The organism is Clostridium sp. TF06-15AC (genome assembly GCF_003481165.1).
GTDB lineage: Bacteria > Bacillota > Clostridia > Lachnospirales > Lachnospiraceae > Otoolea > Otoolea fessa.
Genome location: NZ_QUKS01000001.1, coordinates 283,547 through 302,603, shown reverse-complemented (window position 1 = coordinate 302,603; position 19,057 = coordinate 283,547). Strand labels below are relative to the sequence as shown.

The 19,057-nt window shown below is 49.6% G+C and carries 13 protein-coding genes; 10 read left to right on the top strand and 3 right to left on the bottom strand.

Translation table 11 applies throughout. The annotated features are described in order from the left end of the window. The first annotated feature begins 27 nt into the window (after positions 1-27). From DXC57_RS01395 to codY, 4 genes are all read left to right on the top strand, one after another. On the top strand, positions 28-1,671 hold the full coding sequence (locus DXC57_RS01395; RefSeq protein ID WP_118650843.1) for a YifB family Mg chelatase-like AAA ATPase: 1,644 nt from the start codon (positions 28-30) through the stop codon (positions 1,669-1,671). 279 nt (positions 1,672-1,950) lie between these two features. Further along, the gene (dprA, locus tag DXC57_RS01390) at positions 1,951-3,183 is read left to right on the top strand and encodes a DNA-processing protein DprA (RefSeq protein ID WP_243101256.1); all 1,233 of its coding nucleotides are present in this window, start codon (positions 1,951-1,953) and stop codon (positions 3,181-3,183) included. A gap of 9 nt (positions 3,184-3,192) precedes the next feature. Next, positions 3,193-5,262 (top strand): type I DNA topoisomerase, encoded by a 2,070-nt coding sequence (gene topA / locus DXC57_RS01385; RefSeq protein ID WP_106999929.1) that lies wholly within the window; start codon positions 3,193-3,195, stop codon positions 5,260-5,262. 143 nt (positions 5,263-5,405) lie between these two features. Further along, positions 5,406-6,203 carry a GTP-sensing pleiotropic transcriptional regulator CodY gene (gene codY / locus DXC57_RS01380; protein WP_022360247.1) on the top strand — a complete coding sequence of 266 codons (798 nt, stop codon included), beginning with the start codon at positions 5,406-5,408 and terminating at the stop codon, positions 6,201-6,203. A gap of 244 nt (positions 6,204-6,447) precedes the next feature. Here codY and purF read toward each other — a convergent pair whose 3' ends face one another. Continuing rightward, positions 6,448-7,872, bottom strand: a complete 1,425-nt coding sequence (gene purF, locus DXC57_RS01375) for an amidophosphoribosyltransferase (protein ID WP_118650841.1) — start codon at positions 7,870-7,872, stop codon at positions 6,448-6,450. A gap of 174 nt (positions 7,873-8,046) precedes the next feature. Continuing rightward, entirely contained in the window at positions 8,047-10,146 is a 2,100-nt protein-coding gene (locus DXC57_RS01370; RefSeq protein WP_118650839.1) for a glutamine synthetase III, read from the bottom strand. A gap of 909 nt (positions 10,147-11,055) precedes the next feature. Here DXC57_RS01370 and aspS point away from each other — a divergent pair. The 4 genes from aspS (at position 11,056) to gatB (ending at position 15,711) form a co-directional block, all read left to right on the top strand. Then, entirely contained in the window at positions 11,056-12,387 is a 1,332-nt protein-coding gene (gene aspS / locus DXC57_RS01365; protein WP_118650837.1) for an aspartate--tRNA(Asn) ligase, read from the top strand. 75 nt (positions 12,388-12,462) lie between these two features. Continuing rightward, positions 12,463-12,756 (top strand): Asp-tRNA(Asn)/Glu-tRNA(Gln) amidotransferase subunit GatC, encoded by a 294-nt coding sequence (gatC, locus tag DXC57_RS01360; RefSeq protein WP_106999925.1) that lies wholly within the window; start codon positions 12,463-12,465, stop codon positions 12,754-12,756. A gap of 41 nt (positions 12,757-12,797) precedes the next feature. Continuing rightward, positions 12,798-14,273, top strand: coding sequence for an Asp-tRNA(Asn)/Glu-tRNA(Gln) amidotransferase subunit GatA (gene gatA / locus DXC57_RS01355; protein WP_118650835.1), 1,476 nt, complete (start codon positions 12,798-12,800; stop codon positions 14,271-14,273). Between the two features lies 1 nt (position 14,274). Further along, a complete protein-coding gene (gene gatB / locus DXC57_RS01350; RefSeq protein WP_118650833.1) occupies positions 14,275-15,711 on the top strand; it encodes an Asp-tRNA(Asn)/Glu-tRNA(Gln) amidotransferase subunit GatB in 1,437 nt (478 codons plus the stop codon). A gap of 170 nt (positions 15,712-15,881) precedes the next feature. Here gatB and DXC57_RS01345 read toward each other — a convergent pair whose 3' ends face one another. Beyond that, the gene (locus DXC57_RS01345; RefSeq protein WP_106999922.1) at positions 15,882-16,961 is read right to left on the bottom strand and encodes a Xaa-Pro peptidase family protein; all 1,080 of its coding nucleotides are present in this window, start codon (positions 16,959-16,961) and stop codon (positions 15,882-15,884) included. A 218-nt stretch (positions 16,962-17,179) separates the two neighbouring features. Here DXC57_RS01345 and DXC57_RS01340 point away from each other — a divergent pair, with 218 nt between their 5' ends. Both DXC57_RS01340 and ylxM read left to right on the top strand, forming a co-directional pair. Continuing rightward, the gene (locus DXC57_RS01340) at positions 17,180-18,544 is read left to right on the top strand and encodes an MATE family efflux transporter (protein ID WP_118651310.1); all 1,365 of its coding nucleotides are present in this window, start codon (positions 17,180-17,182) and stop codon (positions 18,542-18,544) included. Positions 18,545-18,704: 160 nt separating this feature from the next. After that, the gene (ylxM, locus tag DXC57_RS01335) at positions 18,705-19,046 is read left to right on the top strand and encodes a YlxM family DNA-binding protein (RefSeq protein WP_118650831.1); all 342 of its coding nucleotides are present in this window, start codon (positions 18,705-18,707) and stop codon (positions 19,044-19,046) included. Positions 19,047-19,057: the final 11 nt, after the last annotated feature.

The window sequence follows — 19,057 nt, the reverse complement described above, 5'->3', positions numbered from 1 at the left end:
AAAAAAATCAGTAATAGGGGGAAATATATGTTCAGTAAAATAAACAGTTTCAGCACCCGCGGCATCGATGGCTACCGGATCACGGTGGAAGTTGATGTGAGCAACGGATTGCCGAGTTTTGTCATGGTGGGCTACCTGGCGGAGGAGGTGCGGGAGGCGCAGGAGCGCGTTCGGACCGCACTTCGGAATGCGGGGGTTTGCCTGCCGCCGAAGCGGATCACGGTCAATTTATCGCCAGCCGGGGTGCGGAAAGAGGGAACGGGGTGTGATCTGGCGATCGCGGCAGGAATTTTGAGGTGCTTGTGGGAACAGGGTGAAAAGGCAAAAATAAGAAAGACGGATGAAACCTGCCCGGAAATGGATGGGATGGAAGATGAGGAGAACAATTCTGCACCGGATTGGGACCAATGGGCGTTTATCGGTGAACTGGGTTTGGACGGCAGCATCAAGCCGTTGACCGGTGTTCTTTCGATGGTCTATGAAGCGCGCCGCTGCGGAATGAAACGGGTTTTTCTATCCGAAGAGAATGTACAGGAGGGACGGGCTGTGGATGGAATCGAGATCGTCGGAGTCCGGGATGTGAAAGCGCTGACGGCTTGCCTGCAGCATCCGGAACAGATTCACGGACAATGGTTCACACCAGATCTGTTTCAGGCGGGACAGGAAGAATTTGACGTCGATTTTGATGAGATCGTCGGACTTCCGCTGGTGCGGCAGGCAACCGAGGCGGCAGCAGCGGGGCGTCACAACATTCTCTATATCGGACCGGCTGGAACGGGAAAAACGATGGCAGCTCGGCGTATTCCGACAATTTTGCCGCCGCTTACGCTGGAGGAAAGCATTGAAGTTTCGAAGATATACAGTATCTGCGGTCTCCTGAAGCCAGACACACCGCTGGTTTTGCAGCGTCCGTTCCGCAGCCCGCATCACAGCACGACCGCCCAGGCGATGGCGGGCGGAGGACGAAATCCGAAGCCCGGGGAGATCTCACTTGCCAGTTATGGAACCCTCTTTTTAGATGAGTTAACGGAGTTTCAGCCGAAAATTTTGGATCTGCTGCGTCAGCCGATGGAGGAAGGAAGCATCACGGTTTCCCGTCTCAACCAGACGGTTGTATTTCCGGCAAAAACGATGATTGCGGCGGCGATGAATCCCTGCAAATGCGGTTTTTTCCCAGATTTGGGAAAATGCCGTTGTACTCCAACCCAGATCCGCCGGTATCTGAACCGCGTTTCGGGACCATTTTTAGATCGGATCGATATTGGGGTGGAAGTACCGCGGCAGGATTTGGGTATGCTGGCTTCAGAGAAGAGTATAGATGAGGGGAGTTTTCCACAGACGGAGCAGAGGAATTCCTCCGCTGTCATGCGTGCCCGCGTCATGGAGGCGCGCGCTCGACAGGAAAAGAGGTTTGCAGACGAATCTATCTCCTACAACAGCCAGATGACCCGCCGCCAGATCGAAAAGTATTGCCGTCTATCCGGGGAAGATGTGGTATTTCTGGAAAAGGTCGAACGGCAGCAGGGAATCAGTGCCAGGGGACACGGAAAGATTTTAAAAGTAGCGCGCACACTTGCCGATCTGGATGGACAGGCGGAGATCGGGCGGACGCAGTTGGCGGAGGCGATTGGATTCCGGAGTTTTGAAAAAAAATATTGGGGGAGTCTCTGAAAAGAAGCATGTCTAAAAGATCGAAAGAATAAAAAGTTTAACAGGGATTGTAATTGTTATATCAGATGTGAGATGACTCCCACCTCTTCAGGTGGCGAGAAGCAAATTAGTATCAGTGGTGGGAGCCAATCCCCCATCTGATATAGCCTCCGGCAGGATTGCTTAAGATGCGCAAAAGAAGTATGTCATGCTTTGCATGACGCGCATCTCGCAGCAAGAATGCCGAGGCATTCTTGAAGGTAAAAGGCAGCCGACCTGACATATATAGGGGGGAAAGATATGGAAATAGGAAAAGAAGAGAGCAATGTACAGAATGCCCAGCTTTCTATGCAGGAACTATATGGAAAAACACAGGAACCGCCGCATAAAAAAGTGCCTCTGACAGAAAATATGCAGTATTCCGACCGTGAGCGCATCCATGCCTACTGGTTATCGAGAGTGGATGGAATCGGCGCGGTGACGGCGGCTAAATTATATGAATCCTGCGGCAGTTTTGAGGGAATCTATGAGCGGGTTTTATATAATAGGAAGAAACTGGATCCGTTTATATGTTCCTTTCTCGGAAAGGCTGTGAAAAAGGGGCTGGAGGAAGCGGTTTTGCTCTTCAAACAGCGCGTGGAAGAATACGATAGGCTGGAGGAACAGGGGGTACGTTTCATTCTGTGCGGTGAGGCGGCATATCCGAAGCGCCTGATGCATATCTATGATAAACCGATGTGGCTGTTTGTGCGTGGAATGCTTCCAGAAGATGCGAAACCATCCGCGGCAGTCATCGGGGCGCGCAGCTGTACGCCGTATGGACGACAGGAGGCAGAGTATTTCGGCCGGATTCTGGCAGAAAACGGCGTGCAGGTAGTGAGCGGCATGGCGCTGGGGATCGATCAGGCGGGGCATAAGGGCGCGATGGATGGCGGCGGACTGACGTATGCCGTGATGGGCTGTGGGATTGACACCTGTTATCCGCCATCCGGTATCCGACTGCATGCGCGCATCCGTGAACAAGGCGGCATATTGTCAGAATATGGACCGGGTGTACCGCCGACGGCATCCCATTTTCCAATCCGGAACCGGATCATCAGCGGACTTTCCGACCTGGTGCTGGTCGTGGAAGCACGAAAAAGAAGCGGCTCCCTGATTACGGCGGATCTGGCGCTGGAGCAGGGAAAAGAGGTATTTGCGCTGCCGGGACGGCGCATCGATCCGCTCAGTGAGGGCTGCAACCGGCTGATTGCACAGGGAGCGGGGATCGTGACGAAACCGGAGGATGTGTTGGATTTCTTCCATATAAAATGTAAAAATTCTTGTAAAAAAACAATAAAATCAGTAAATGCACTTGCCAAGTCGGAAAAAATGGTGTATAGTTGCCTAGATTCACAACCGAAACATCTGGAAGCGGTCATGAAAAGCTGTGGGGTGACAGCAGGGGAATGCATGACTGCGCTTTTAAATCTGGAAATGCAGGGATTGATCCTGCAGCCAATGAATCAATATTACGTTAGGAAGATTGTATAGAGGTCTGTTATGGCAAAAAATCTGGTTATTGTAGAGTCTCCGGCGAAAGTCAAGACAATTAAAAAATTTTTGGGTTCCAACTATGAGGTGGACGCCTCCGGCGGTCATGTGCGCGACCTCCCTAAGAGCACGCTGGGAGTGGACGTAGAGCATGGATATGAGCCGAAGTATATCACCATCCGGGGAAAGGGCGATGTGTTGGCGCGTCTTCGTAAAGAGGTTAAAAAAGCGGATAAGATTTATCTCGCAACTGACCCGGACCGCGAGGGAGAGGCGATCTCCTGGCACCTGATGAAAGCATTAAAGCTGGATGAACAGAAAGATAAAAAGGTTTACCGTATCAGTTTCAATGAGATTACAAAAAACGCCGTCAAGGCATCTTTAAAAGAGCCGCGTGCCATCGATGAAAATCTGGTGGATGCACAGCAGGCGAGACGTATGCTTGACCGTATGGTGGGTTACCTCATCAGCCCGCTTCTCTGGGCGAAGGTCAAGAGAGGACTCAGCGCCGGTCGTGTGCAGTCGGTCGCGCTGCGTATGATCTGCGACCGTGAGGAAGAGATCAATGCGTTTATACCGGAAGAATACTGGACGCTGGATGCACAGCTCCACGTACATGGCTCCAGAAAGAAGCTGACCGCCCATTATTACGGCGATAAGGACGGCAGGAAGGCAATTCACAGCAAAGAGGAAGTGGAGGCGCTTATGAAGCGTCTGGAGGGCTGTGAGTACGAAGTGCGCGATGTGAAGCTGGGCGAACGCGTGAAGAAGGCGCCGATCCCGTTTACGACCAGTACGCTGCAGCAGGAGGCATCCAAGACGCTGAATTTCTCAACGCAGAAGACGATGCGCCTTGCCCAGCAGCTCTATGAGGGCGTGGATATCAAGGGACGTGGCACAATCGGTCTGATCACCTACCTGCGTACCGATTCCACCCGCATCGCGGCAGAGGCAGATGCGGCGGCGAGAAGCTATATCGGCGACCAGTTTGGGGCAAGTTACGTGTCCGAGGCGCCGGCGGCGGCAAAATCAGACGCCAAGATCCAGGACGCACACGAGGCGATCCGTCCGACCGACATTACACTGACGCCGGTACAGGTAAAAGAACAGCTTTCCAGAGACCAGTTCCGTCTGTACCAGCTTATCTGGAAGCGCTTCACGGCGAGCCGGATGCGCCCGGCGGTTTACGAGACAACCTCCGTCAAGGTAGCAGCCGGAGAGGAGCTTTTCACCCTGTCGGCGTCCAAAATCAAATTTGACGGCTTCATGTCCGTCTATTCACAGGACGAGGATAAGGAGACCGACGGCGTTCTGAACGAGTCGCTGGAAGCAGGCATGAAGCTGGATTTAAACCAGTTAGAACCGGCACAGCATTTTACACAGCCACCGGCACATTATACAGAGGCGTCGCTCGTCAAGGCGCTGGAAGAGCAGGGCATCGGACGGCCAAGTACCTATGCACCGACCATCACGACAATCATCGCGCGCCGCTATGTAGCGAAGGAAAATAAGAACCTCTATGTGACGGAGCTTGGCGAGGTAGTCAACCGGATGATGAAGAAAGCGTTCCCATCCATCGTCGATTTGCAGTTTACGGCAAATATGGAGTACCTGCTCGACAGCATCGGGGACGGCACGATCGGCTGGAAGACCGTTATCGAAAACTTTTATCCGGATCTTGACAAGGCGGTTAAAGAAGCGGAGAAGACGCTTGAGAGCGTCAAGATTGCTGACGAGGTGACGGATGTGATCTGTGACCAGTGCGGGCGCAACATGGTAATTAAGTATGGCCCGCACGGCAAATTCCTTGCCTGCCCGGGATTCCCAGACTGTAAAAACACGAAGCCGTACCTGGAAAAGATCGGCGTGAAGTGCCCGAAATGCGGTGGTGAGATTGTCATCCGTAAATCGAAAAAGGGCAGAAGATATTACGGCTGCGAAAATAACCCGGACTGTGATTTTATGACCTGGCAGAAACCGTCAAAAGAAATGTGTCCGAAATGTGGACATATTATGCTCGAAAAGGGAAATAAGCTTCTTTGTTCTAACGAAGCCTGCGGTTTTGTAAAAAACTCATAAAAACTCTTGAAATAGATATTAATTATTAAAAAAAATGAAAAATACAGAAAAACTCTTGCTATTATACGAAAATCGTGTTACAATTCTTACAGGTTAGGATCGAATTCTAATTTACGATAAAGGCAAAGGAGGTAACTGGTAAAATGAGCGTTCAATTACTGGACAAAACTAGAAAAATTAATAAGTTATTGCACAACAACCATTCTCATAAGGTTGTGTTCAATGACATTTGTGAAGTCCTCAGTGACATACTGGAATCCAATATTCTCGTAATCAGCAAGAAAGGTAAAGTACTCGGAGTTGCGATTCATGAGGGTGTGGATGAGATCGAAGAGTTGATCAAGGATCAGGTCGGCGGTTTTGTTGACCGTATGTTGAATGAACGCCTTTTAAGCGTTTTGTCAACGAAGGAAAATGTCAACCTTGCCACATTGGGATTCGCCGAGGAGAACGTGAAGAAGTATCAGGCGATCATCACGCCTATTGATATATCCGGTGAGAGACTGGGTACTCTGTTCATCTACAAATCAGATGCACAGTACGACATCGACGATATCATCCTGAGTGAGTACGGAACCACTGTTGTCGGACTTGAGATGATGCGTTCTGTCAACGAGGAGAATGCAGAGGAGACAAGAAAGATCCAGATCGTTAAATCAGCGATCAGCACCCTGTCCTTCTCCGAACTGGAAGCAATTACCCACATCTTCGATGAGCTGGAAGGCAACGAGGGCATTCTGGTAGCCAGCAAGATTGCAGACAGAGTCGGCATTACCCGTTCCGTTATCGTCAATGCACTCCGCAAGTTTGAGAGTGCAGGCGTTATAGAGTCCCGTTCGTCCGGTATGAAGGGAACCTACATTAAGGTTCTGAACGATGTTGTATTTGACGAGTTGAAAGCGTTAAAAGCGCAGAACAACCGTCCGTCATCCAATGTATAAAAACATATAAGACATTTTAAACAAAAACAAAAGTTTTGACAAAACGTGAAAAAGTGTGAGGGATAAAAAAGGACTCGGTGAGAGCCCTTTTTTATGTAATAGGAAATTCCTTGGAATTCCCTATTACACAAAAAGGCACTAACGTGCCAATGATGCGCACTCACGCGAAGCAGAAACATGTTGCAAGCGACCGCGCTCGGCGCGAGAATGTGCCAAGGCACATTCTTTTTTATTTGCACAATATTTATTCTAATGCATCCTTAATCTCCCCATCCGGCACATCCATCGGATAGTTTCCGGTAAAGCATGCCGTACAGAGCGGCAGTCCGCCTGCCATCTCCTCGAGATCTTCAACCGGCATATATCCAAGCGAATCCGCATCGATCTCCCGGCAGATTTCTTCGACGGAATGGCTGCTGGCGATGAGCTGTTTATTGGATGGGACATCGGTACCGAAATAGCAGGGGAAGAGGAATGGCGGAGAGCTGACGCGCACATGGACTTCCTTCGCCCCGGCTTTTTTGAGCATGCGGATCAGGTTTTTCATCGTCGTACCGCGCACGATAGAGTCATCGACGAGGACAATGCGTTTTCCCCTGACAGCCGGTTCCAGAATATTAAGCTTGATCCGGACGCTATTTTCGCGTTCTTCCTGGGTCGGTTTGATGAAAGTTCTGCCGACATAGCTGTTTTTATGGAAAATAATCTCATATGGAATGCCGGATGCCTTCGCATATCCCATCGCGGCGGTCAGGCCGGAATCCGGTACACCGGCGACGAGGTCGGCATCGGCAGGGAAGGAATGTGCGAGAGCCGCGCCGCCGCGCAGCCTAGCCTCATAGACGCTCACATCATCGATGTGGCTGTCGAGGCGGGCAAAATAGATGTATTCGAAAACGCAGTGCGCCCGTTTTTCCTGCTGCAGGCTTTTATCAGAAAAAACGCCGTCGCGGGTGATGGTCACGATCTCACCCGGTTCGATATCACGGATAAATTCGCCGCCGACCGAGGTGATGGCACAGCTTTCCGATGCCATGATCCAGACATTTCCCTTTTTGCCGAGGCAGAGAGGACGCAGACCAAATGGGTCACGAACACCGATCAGCTTGCGCGGGCTGGAGATAATCAGGGCATAAGCGCCACGTGTTTTTGCCGCGGTCCGTTTGATTGCCTCTTCAGCGGTCGGGGCAGCCAGACGTTCTCTGGCGATGTGGAACGCGATTACCTCTGAATCCATCGTCGTCTGGAAGATTGCGCCGGTTTCTTCAAGCTGGCGGCGCATCTCAAACGCATTTACCAGGTTTCCGTTGTGCGCCAGACAGAGTGTTCCCTTAAAATACTTAAGTACCAGTGGCTGTGTGTTTTCGATGGTAGAAGAACCGGTTGTGGAGTAGCGGACATGACCAACTCCCAGATTGCCGCCGAGGCGTTTTAACGTCTCCTCATGAAATACCTCATTGACAAGTCCCAGCCCTTTGTAGCAGTTGACAACGCCCTTTGGGCCGTTCGTGTCACAGACTGCGATGCCGCATGACTCCTGACCGCGGTGCTGGAGTGCGCTGAGTCCGTAGTACATATCTCTGGCAACATCGCCGCCCTCCAGGTCAAACATTCCAAATACGCCGCATTCCTCACGAAGCCCGGTTTCGTATGTGAGTGACTCCCTCATGATATAAACCTCCTTTGTATTCAAGATACCTGAATGATAAGAAAATAACAGGGATAAGAACCCAAAATTGACTGCAAAATATCAGTATAAAAGACAATATACCAATATTTTGCAGCCAAATCATAACACATTTTTCTCGATTTTTCAATCAAGTCATAATATTGACATGTCAGATTATACGGAGAACAGCAGTTCATCGTAAGTCGGATACGGCAGGAAGGAATCCGGAATCAGGGCTTCTGCGGTATCAACGCTGCTTCTCAAGTCATCCATCTTGGCAAGAATCGTATAGTGGAAATATGTAACCTTCTCGATATTATCTTCCATGGATTCTGCCGCTTTTTCAGCCTCTGCCAGTGCTTCGGTTTTCTCGGAAATCTCGGTGTAGAGACCGGACAGCTTCTCAAGCAGTTTGCTCTCGGCGCTGATCGGTGCGTCCGGCAGGATTGCCTTTGTCTTTGCGGCGGTTTCAGCCAGCTCCTTGCAGTAGGAGAGGACGGACGGCAGGAAGGTCTTCTTCATCATCGAAAGCATCGTCTTCGCCTCGATGTTGATGGTCTTGATGTAGTTCTCTTCCTTGATTTCGTAGCGGGAGAAGAGTTCCTCCTTGGTGTAGATGCCGTGTTTCAGGAACAGTTCTACGTTTTTCTCAGCAATCAGGCGCGGAAATGCCTCTGCGCAGCTCGGCAGGTCGAAGAGTCCGCGTTTGTGAGCTTCCTCTACCCATTCGCTGGTGTAACCGTTGCCGTTGAATACGATGTGGCGGTGATCACGCAGCACTTCCTTTAAGAGCAGATGGATTTCTGCCTCCAGAGCCTTGCCTGAAAGACCTTCCAGACGGTCTGCAAATTCGCCTAAAACTTCAGCTACGGCTGTATTGATGACAATGTTCGGTTCCGATACAGAGAGAGCGGAACCTGGCATACGGAACTCGAATTTATTGCCGGTAAAGGCAAACGGAGAAGTGCGGTTGCGGTCGGTCGTATCTTTGATAAAGTGTGGCAGAACCTTTGCGCCCGGCTTCATCGTCTGGATTTCTTTTGCCTCAGACTCCAGATCTTTTTCCACAATATTGAGAACTGCTTCCAGATCATCGCCGATAAACATAGACACGATAGCTGGCGGCGCCTCGTTGCCGCCCAGACGGTGGTCATTTCCGGCAGTTGCAACTGATACGCGGAGCAGATCGCCGTAGACATCGACTGCCTTGATCGTTGCGAACAGGAAGAGAAGGAACTGTAAGTTCTTTGCCGGATCGCGATCCGGATCAAGAAGGTTTTCGCCGGTGTTGGTCGATAAAGACCAGTTGTTGTGTTTGCCGCTTCCGTTGATGCCCTCAAATGGTTTCTCATGGAGCAGGCACACAAGGCCATGTTTCTCTGCCACACGTTTCATGATTTCCATAGTGAGCTGGTTGTTGTCAACTGCCACATTGGTAGTCGTGTAGATGGTGGCAAGTTCATGCTGCGCCGGAGCTACCTCGTTGTGTTTGGTTTTTGCCGGAATACCGAGCTTCCAGAGCTCTTCATCCAGTTCTTTCATGAAAGCGGAAACTCTCGGACGGAGAGCGCCGAAATAGTGGTCATCCATTTCCTGACCCTTCGGAGCTGGTGCGCCAAACAGAGTTCTTCCGCAGAACTTCAAATCGCTTCTCTTATTAAACAGTTCTTTATCAACCAGGAAATACTCCTGTTCCGGACCAACGGTGGAGACAACGCGGGTCACATCTTCATTTCCGAAGAGTTTCAGGACACGCAGCGCCTCGCGGTTGATGGTTTCCATCGAACGCAGAAGAGGGGTTTTGGTATCAAGTGCCTCGCCGCTGTAGGAACAGAATGCGGTCGGGATGCAGAGTGTATCGTCTTTAATAAATGCCGGGGAGGTTGGATCCCAGGCTGTATAACCTCTTGCCTCAAAGGTGGCACGAAGTCCGCCGGATGGGAAACTGGATGCATCCGGTTCGCCCTTTACCAGCTCTTTGCCGGAGAAATCCATGATAACTTCGCCATTGCCAACCGGGTTGATGAAACTGTCGTGCTTCTCAGCAGTGATGCCGGTCATCGGCTGGAACCAGTGTGTGAAGTGAGTTGCACCATTTTCAACGGCCCATTCCTTCATTGCAACTGCGACTGCATTTGCAATATCGAGATCCAGATGGCTGCCATTTTCAATCGTTTTGCGGAGTGCCTTATAAACATCTCGCGGCAATTTGCTTTTCATGACTTTGTCGTTGAATACAAGACTTCCATACAGTTCAGGGATGTTTTTTTTCATAACTCATGTCTCCTTTCAGGTTTTATGTCTGCGATTTTGTGATGATTAAATCTACGTAAGATGAATGTGCTCTGACACATTTTACATAAAGAAAAGGGCACCTCGATCATCTCGAAGCGCCCTTGCTTTTATGTGTAGTAGTATACACGAAAAATTCTGAATGTCAATACAATTTGCACACGAATTTTGAAAAAATGTTTCAAGGGAGAATATTGTACAAGATTTCTTCTATTCAAGTCGAACATCTGTGAGACTTGGCGCGTGATACTGGTCAGCGAAGCTGACATATTCCATACAGAATTACTGCGTGAAAAAAAATTAAAAAACCTCTTTACAAACTCAGAAAAATAGTTTATAGTTTGAACATAAAAATTGAATCCAACGGGGTGGGCAAGGATGCCATGATAATCATGGTATTCGTGCCCACTTTTTTAAAAGGCAAAGATGGAGACTCTGTTTCGAAGAATCCGACAGAAAGACGCGGTCACCGGCTGAGAGCCGTGTCAGGAGGGAGCGGGACAATAGGGAACACTCCGGAGCCGGATGACTGAGAGCGACACTGGACACCCCGCCAGCCGCCGCAGGTAGGTCATCACGTGACTGCGCGTTAAGCAGCGAAAGAGTAAAAAGAAAAACAATCGTTTCTTTTTAAATGCGGGTGGTACCGCGGGAATATCCCGTCCCGGAATGATGTGAGTGAACGTCATTCCGGGACTTTTTGTGTAATAGGAAATTCCTTGGAATCCCCTATTACACAAAAAGGCACTAACGTGCCAATGATGCGCACTCGCGCGAAGATGTAGTTTGTCGCAAGCGACCGCGCTCGGCGCGAGAATGTGCCAAGGCACATTCTTTTTCATTATTCCCGTCCCGGACATATCAAAAAGCAGAGAAAGAGAGGAAACAGCGATGGAATTTATGACAGGTAAAAAGGAAAAAGAAGTGCTGGATCTGGCAGCCGTGTTTGCAGACGGTATGGAAGGACGGGAAGTAAAGGTAAACGGCGCGATCATGAGTGTCCGCAACATGGGCGATATCGCATTTGTGATTCTCCGGAAACGTGACGGCGTGTTGCAGACTGTCTATGAAAAAGGTGTGACCGACGCGGATTTTGCTGAATTAAGAGAAGAAACATTCGTAGAAGTTTCCGGTGTCCTCCGAAAAGAAGAGCGGGCGCCGAGAGGCATGGAACTTCGTTTAAAGAGTGTTCGGATCCTCTCGAAACCGGAAGAACCGATGCCGATTGCCGTATCAAAATGGAAAATGAGCGCATCCCTGGAAGCTAAACTGGATATGCGTTCTCTGACACTCCGCAACCTGCGGGAGCGCGCACGTTTCAGAATCCAGGAAGGAATCGCACGGGCATTCCGGGAGTACCTGCATGGAGAAGGATTTACGGAAATTCATTCCCCGAAGATCGGAGCAAAAGGAGCCGAGGGCGGAGCAAACGTCTTTAAACTCGATTATTTTCACCGCCCGGCGGTGTTAGCGCAGAGTCCGCAGTTTTACAAACAGATGATGGTCGGCGTGTTTGACCGTGTGATGGAGGTTGGTCCGGTGTTCCGTGCGGAGAAGCATAACACGAAACGTCATTTAAACGAATATACCGGACTGGATTTTGAGATGGGATATATCGATGATTTTACCGATATCATGGCGATGGAAACCGGATTTCTTCAGCATATGGTGGAAATTTTAAAGAAGGAATATTCCGCGGAGCTGGAAATCCTTAAAGTCAAACTTCCGGAAGTAGAGAAGATTCCGGCAGTGACCTTTACCGAGGCGAAACGCCTTGCCTCCGAAAAATATGGAACCCAGATCAAAAACCCATACGATCTGGAGCCGGAGGAAGAACACCTGATTGGACGCTACTTTAAAGAAGAGTACGGCGCCGATTTCGTGTTTGTCACCCATTATCCATCCAAGAAGCGTCCATTCTATGCGATGGATGACCCGACAGACCCGAAAGTAACACTCAGCTTTGACCTTTTATTCCGTGGACTGGAAGTCACAACCGGCGGACAGCGTATCCACAGCTACACCGAGTTGATGGAGAAGATTGAAAAACGCGGTATGGATACCGAGGGAATGGAACAGTATTTAAGCACCTTCAAACACGGTATGCCGCCTCACGGCGGACTCGGTATCGGTCTGGAACGTATGACGATGCAGCTGCTTGAAGAGGAGAATGTCCGTGAGGTTTCGCTCTTCCCGAGAGATATGAGCCGTCTGGTACCGTAACGTGACAGGACGCAATTTCCTATGAAACAAAGAGCTTGTCCATAACACACATTATAATAGGAAGGAACAGAACTTATGGCAGTGAAAATAGACGATGAAATGATTGATTATGTTGGTATTTTAGCAAAGCTTTCCCTTTCCCCGGAGGAAAAGGAGGCAGCGAAAAGCGACATGAGCCGGATGCTTGAGTATATCGATATGCTGAATCAGCTTGATACTTCGGAGGTAGAACCGATGTCGCATGTCTTTGACATTCACAATGTGTTCCGCGAAGATGTCGTGGAAAATGGAGATGAATCAGATGCGATGCTTTCGAATGCACCGGAGCAGAAAGAAAAACAGTACAAGGTGCCGAGGACAGTGGAGTAAAAAGAAGTAGAGATACAGGCAGCAATATGGAGGAAATCAGGATGGGAATTTCAGAATTAACAGCGCTGGAGCTGGGAAAAGAAATTAAAGAAAAACAAATCTCCGTCCGGGAGGCGGTACAGGCATCTCTGGAACGGATTCATAAATATGAAGATACAGTTCATGCTTATGTAACGCTGACCGAGGAGGCAGCACTGGCACAGGCGGATGAGATCCAGAAACAGATTGACGATGGCACCCTGACCGGACCGCTGGCGGGCGTTCCGATGGCGATCAAGGATAATATTTGTACAGAGGGAATTGAGACAACGTGCAGTTCCAAAATTTTAAGGGGATTTGTACCTCCGTACTCAGCGGAGGCAGCGCTGAACCTCAAAAAAGCCGGTGCGATCCTGCTTGGCAAGACAAATATGGATGAATTTGCGATGGGAAGTACGACCGAGACATCCTGGTTTGGACCGACGAAAAACCCGTGGAATACAGAGCATGTACCGGGCGGATCCTCCGGTGGCTCGTGTGCGGCTGTCGCAGCGGGAGAGACCTTTTTTGCTCTTGGTTCAGATACGGGCGGTTCCATCCGCCAGCCAAGTTCCTTCTGCGGCGTGACCGGCATCAAACCGACCTATGGAACGGTTTCCCGGTATGGTCTGATCGCCTACGGTTCCTCGCTGGATCAGATTGGACCGATTGCGAAAGATACCGCAGACTGCGCGGCAATTCTGGAGACGATCGCTTCCTATGATAAAAAGGACAGCACCTCTGTCAAGCGGGAGGCGTACAATTTTACCGCTGCCCTGACCGGAGAGGTAAAAGGGATGAAGATTGGAATCCCGTCCGATTATCTGGGCGAAGGACTCGATGAAGATGTAAAAAAAGCTGTTCTGGCGGCAGCTGATGCGTTAAAAGAACGCGGGGCAGAAGTGGAGTTTTTTGATTTAGGCATGGTTGAGTATGCGATCCCGGCATATTACGTCATTGCATCGGCGGAGGCAAGCTCCAACCTGTCCCGGTTTGACGGTGTGAAGTACGGTTACCGCACACCGGAATATGAAGATTTACATGAAATGTATAAAAAGAGCCGTTCCGAGGGCTTTGGACCAGAGGTAAAACGCCGTATCATGCTCGGTTCGTTCGTTTTGAGTTCCGGCTACTACGATGCATATTATCTGAAAGCACTCCGCACAAAAGCATTGATTAAACAGGCATTTGACAAGGCGTTTGAGAAATACGATGTCATTCTGGGACCGGCAGCGCCGTCCACGGCACCGCTGCTGGGCGACAGCCTTTCCGATCCGATGAAGATGTATCTGGGCGATATTTATACTGTTTCGGTCAACCTGGCAGGTCTTCCGGGCATTTCAGTTCCGTGCGGGCTGGATTCGAAGGGACTTCCGATCGGGCTTCAGATGATCGCAGACTGCTTTCAGGAAAAGAAGCTGTTTGGCGCGGCATCTGCATACGAAAAGGCGAGAGGTGCATGGAAGCTTCCGGTTATGACAGACAAGGAGGGCAGATAAGATGAAGAAAGAATATGAGACAGTCATCGGCTTGGAGGTACACGTAGAGCTGGCGACGAAAACCAAGATTTTCTGCGGCTGCTCCACCGAATTTGGAGCAAAACCAAATACTCATACCTGCCCGGTTTGTACCGGTATGCCGGGTTCTCTGCCGGTTTTAAATAAGAAGGTCGTTGAATACGCGATGTCTGTCGGTCTGGCGGCAAACTGTGGTATCAACCAGTTCTGTAAATTTGACCGGAAAAACTATTTTTACCCGGACAACCCGCAGAACTACCAGATTTCCCAGCTGTATCTCCCGATCTGCCACGATGGTTATATCCCGATCGATACGCCTGTCGGTGAAAAGAAAATTCGTATTCATGAAATTCACATGGAGGAAGATGCCGGAAAGCTGATCCACGACGAGTGGGAAGACTGCTCGCTGGTTGATTACAACCGAAGCGGCGTGCCGTTGATCGAGATCGTTTCTGAGCCGGATATGCGGAGTGCTGATGAGGTTATTGCCTACCTCGAACGCCTGCGCCTGCTGGTACAGTATCTGGGCGCATCCGATTGTAAGTTACAGGAAGGTTCGATGCGTGCCGATGTCAACTTATCGGTCCGTGAGGTGGGAAGTGAAACATTTGGTACGAGAACCGAGATGAAGAACTTGAACTCTTTCAAAGCGATTGCCCGTGCGATCGACGGCGAGCGCGCCCGCCAGATTGAGCTGCTGGAAGAGGGCAGGAAGGTCATCCAGGAGACGAGACGCTGGGATGACAACAAGGAATACTCCTATGCGATGCGTTCTAAAGAGGATGCGAAAGATTACCGTTATTTCCCGGATCCGGATCTTCCGCCGGTCTGCATCAGCGATGAGTGGCTGGAATCTGTCCGCGCCGCCCTGCCGGAATTGCAGCCAGAAAAAATGGCACGTTACCAGAGCGAATATGGTCTGTCTGAATATGACAGCCGCATCCTGACTGAGTCTAAGAAAATGGCGGATATGTTTGAAAAGACCACCACCCTCTGCCAGAAACCGAAGAAGGTGGCAAACTGGCTGATCGGCGAGGCAAGCCGCCTGCTCAAGGAAAAAGGAGAGGACGCTGAAAGCCTGTGGTTTTCCCCGATACATCTGGCACAGCTCATCGATCTGGTCGATGCCGGAACGATCAATAACAACACGGCCAAAGAAGTATTTACAGCTATTTTTGAGCAAGATGTCGATCCGTCCGCCTATGTCGATGCACACGGACTTGGCATGGTCAATGACGACAGTGCTCTGGAACAGGCAGTTTCCGATGTGCTCGCCGCAAACCCGAAGACGGTGGAAGAGTACAAGAGCGGAAAGACAAAGGTACTTGGTTTCCTGGTCGGTCAGGTGATGAAAGCGATGAAGGGCAAGGCAAATCCGGGTAAAGTGAATGAAATGATGACGGAGAAGCTGAACGCGTAAAAACGCCTTTTTATAAATGAAAATTATAATTAGCTTTTAAAGAAAACTAAAAAGAAACTGTCTACAGATGCTGGCTTTCTGGATGATTCGTGATTTGTAATCGGAATTACCAGAAATACCATCTGTAACAGTTTCTTTTTTATAATCGTGTTATAAATGATGCGATGTGATTACTCTACAATATCCAGCTCCTTGCTGAAGGAGTTTAGAATCTCGCATCCATCCTCAGTAATCAGCACCAGATCCTCGATTCTCACGCCAACTTCGCCTTCTACATAAATACCTGGTTCGATGGAGAAGATATTGCCAACCTCAGCGACCTTGGTGTTCGCAGAAGAAACATCGCCGTACTCATGTACTTCCAGACCGATGAAATGTCCCAGCCGATGGGTAAAGTTCGGACCATATCCGGCATCCTCGATGATCTGGCGGGCAGCTTTATCGACTTCGCAGAGCGGAACGCCCGGTTTCAGAATTGCTTCTGCGGCAGCATTTGCGCGGCGGACGGTCTCATAAATAGCGCGGTGCTTCTCAGACGGTACTTTTTTATAGAAGAAAGTACGTGTCATATCGGCACAATAGCCATCCTTCCTGCATCCAACATCAAACAGGACGGTGTCGCCCTCTTTCAGAACCGTGTTGTCCGGACCGTGGTGTCCAAGCGCGCAGTTTGCACCGAAGCCAACCAGTGGTTCAAAGGAATATCCGTCTGCACCGAGACTCTTATAAATATCTAACATCTTGGAAGCGATCTCTTCCTCAGTCACGCCCTCATGGATCAGACCTCGGAACTGTGCCATCGCCTTATCATTGATTGCGGAAACCGCACGCATTTTTTCACGTTCTTCGTCATCCTTGCACGCACGGACCTCATCGATGCAGATGGAGCTGACCTTGTAGGAGGAAGCGCCCGAATGATCGATGACCGGAATCAGGAAACGGGCAGCAAATGTTTTATCAATACCGAGCGGTTTGCCTGCCTCAACACAGTCGCACAGAGGAGTCAGGTAATCGTCTGTATCCGAGAAGCGGAATTTCTCTACGCCCAGATCTTCCGGAACGGTAAAGAGGTTATTGATAAAGATCTTATTCTTGCCGGACTGGTTAATGTAAAGCGCCAGCAGACGTTCACCCGGATCAATAAAACGACCCGTCAGATAATAGATCGCATAAGGATCGGAAATAATCATCTGCTCGAGTCCCTCTGTTTCCATTTTCTTTAAAACTTTCTCAAGTCGCTGTGTGTTCATCATGATGTCCTCCTTATAAGTAAAGTGGCTGTAACTGTGAAGATGCCAGACAGTTTACGCCGTAAATTATCTACCCTTATTATAAAACGCGCCGGGAAAAAGTCAACGATTAAAAGAACGCTTGAAAAGCGCATGGAAAGGGGGTAGAATAGTATCAACTGACCAGCCTTCGAAAAATGAAAGGACTTTTATTTTTAAGATACGAAAGGATGAAAAACATGGCGAAATCCTATGAAATGGATATGTGCAATGGTCCGATTCTCGGAAAGGTACTTACATACTCCATTCCGCTGATGCTTTCCGGTGTGCTTCAGCTTCTTTTCAATGCGGCAGATGTGATCGTGGTGGGGCGTTTTGCAGGCAGCCAGTCTCTGGCTGCAGTCGGCTCGACCAGTTCCCTTATTAATCTTCTCATTAACGTCTTTATCGGTCTGTCGATTGGTGCGAACGTTCTGGTGGCACGCTATTATGGCGCGAAGAATGACCGCGACATGAGCGAGACAATCCATACGGCGATCACGGTCAGCCTGATAAGCGGGCTGTTTCTGGTCTTTTTGGGTTTGTTTACCTCACGTTTCTGGTTGGAACTGATGGGGACGCCGGACGATGTCATCGATAAATCGACGATCTACATGCGGATTTATTTTGCCGGTATGCCGGCAACGATGGTGTATAACTTCGGAAGTGCGATCCTGCGCGCGATCGGCGATACGAAACGTCCGCTGTATTTCCTGACCGTGGCAGGTGTTATCAATGCAGCACTGAACATATTCTTTGTTACCCAGCTCCAGATGGACGTAGCGGGTGTCGCGCTGGCAACCGTGATTTCCCAGTGTATTTCCGCATTTCTGGTTATCCGCTGCCTGATGCATTCAGAGGGCGCGATGAAGCTGTCGCTTTCCAGGCTGGGAGTCAACCGGAGAAAACTTCTTCTTATTATAAAAGTAGGTCTTCCGGCTGGTATCCAGGGTGCGATTTTTGCGATCTCCAACGTACTGATTCAGTCGTCCGTCAATTCCTTTGGTTCGATCGCGATGGCAGGCAACACGGCATCGCAGAATATCGAGGGATTTGTGTATACCTCGATGAATGCACTGTATCAGACCAATTTAAGCTTTACGAGCCAGAATATCGGAGCGGAGAAATATACGCGGATCAAAAAGATTCTTGCCACCTGCCAGGGTGTCGTTGTGACAGTAGGACTGGTGCTTGGATTTGCAGCATACCTCGGCGGTCCGTGGCTGTTGCAGGTATATTCAGAAGATGCCGACGTTATTTCCTATGGACTGCTCCGGATGTCGATTATCTGTACGACGTATTTCCTGTGCGGCATGATGGATACGATGGTCGGAAGCATCCGCGGACTTGGGTATTCGATCCTGCCGACGCTTGTCTCTCTGACCGGCGCCTGCGGACTGCGGGTGATTTGGATCTTTACCATATTTGCAGCGCAGCGGTCGCTGGCGATCCTGTATCTGTCGTACCCGATCTCCTGGGCGGTCACAGCGACGGCACATATGATCTGCTTCTGGCGGGCGGCGAAGAAACTGCCGAAGGAAGACGGTCATCCGGTGCGGGGATAGAATTTGAAACGATGCAATGCGATCATTAATCTGCTTGTTTTTGAAAGAAAACACAGACAGAGTAGCATAAAAAATAATTCGTTTGATAATCTGATTCGTGTAAAGAAAAAATACTTGACACCAATTAGATTATCGTGTATGATAACACAGGTGATGAGGAATGGAAAAAATTGTTGAACAGGGTCTTTTGTATGATTTCTACGGAGAACTCCTGACAAAGCATCAGCAAAGTGTATATGAGGATGTGGTATTTAACGATCTATCCCTCAGTGAGATTGCAGATGAACAGGGCATTACCCGTCAGGGTGTGCATGATCTGATCCGGCGCTGTGACCGTACACTTCTTGGTTATGAGGAAAAGCTTGGGCTGATTGCCAAGTTCCAGAAAACCAAGGAAAAAGTAGCTGAGATTCATCGGTTGACGGAAGAATTCAGCCGGACTCGGAATCAGGCGCTGATTGAGGCAATCGGGCGAATCTCAAATGAGATATTGGATTTATGATGTGGGAGGTT

Coding starts and splice junctions, on each gene's coding strand:
- DXC57_RS01395 (WP_118650843.1), top strand. CDS start 28: ATGTTCAGTAAAATAAACAGTTTCAGCACCCGCGGCATCGATGGCTAC.
- dprA (WP_243101256.1), top strand. CDS start 1,951: ATGGAAATAGGAAAAGAAGAGAGCAATGTACAGAATGCCCAGCTTTCT.
- topA (WP_106999929.1), top strand. CDS start 3,193: ATGGCAAAAAATCTGGTTATTGTAGAGTCTCCGGCGAAAGTCAAGACA.
- codY (WP_022360247.1), top strand. CDS start 5,406: ATGAGCGTTCAATTACTGGACAAAACTAGAAAAATTAATAAGTTATTG.
- purF (WP_118650841.1), bottom strand. CDS start 7,872: ATGAGGGAGTCACTCACATACGAAACCGGGCTTCGTGAGGAATGCGGC.
- DXC57_RS01370 (WP_118650839.1), bottom strand. CDS start 10,146: ATGAAAAAAAACATCCCTGAACTGTATGGAAGTCTTGTATTCAACGAC.
- aspS (WP_118650837.1), top strand. CDS start 11,056: ATGGAATTTATGACAGGTAAAAAGGAAAAAGAAGTGCTGGATCTGGCA.
- gatC (WP_106999925.1), top strand. CDS start 12,463: ATGGCAGTGAAAATAGACGATGAAATGATTGATTATGTTGGTATTTTA.
- gatA (WP_118650835.1), top strand. CDS start 12,798: ATGGGAATTTCAGAATTAACAGCGCTGGAGCTGGGAAAAGAAATTAAA.
- gatB (WP_118650833.1), top strand. CDS start 14,275: ATGAAGAAAGAATATGAGACAGTCATCGGCTTGGAGGTACACGTAGAG.
- DXC57_RS01345 (WP_106999922.1), bottom strand. CDS start 16,961: ATGAACACACAGCGACTTGAGAAAGTTTTAAAGAAAATGGAAACAGAG.
- DXC57_RS01340 (WP_118651310.1), top strand. CDS start 17,180: ATGGCGAAATCCTATGAAATGGATATGTGCAATGGTCCGATTCTCGGA.
- ylxM (WP_118650831.1), top strand. CDS start 18,705: ATGGAAAAAATTGTTGAACAGGGTCTTTTGTATGATTTCTACGGAGAA.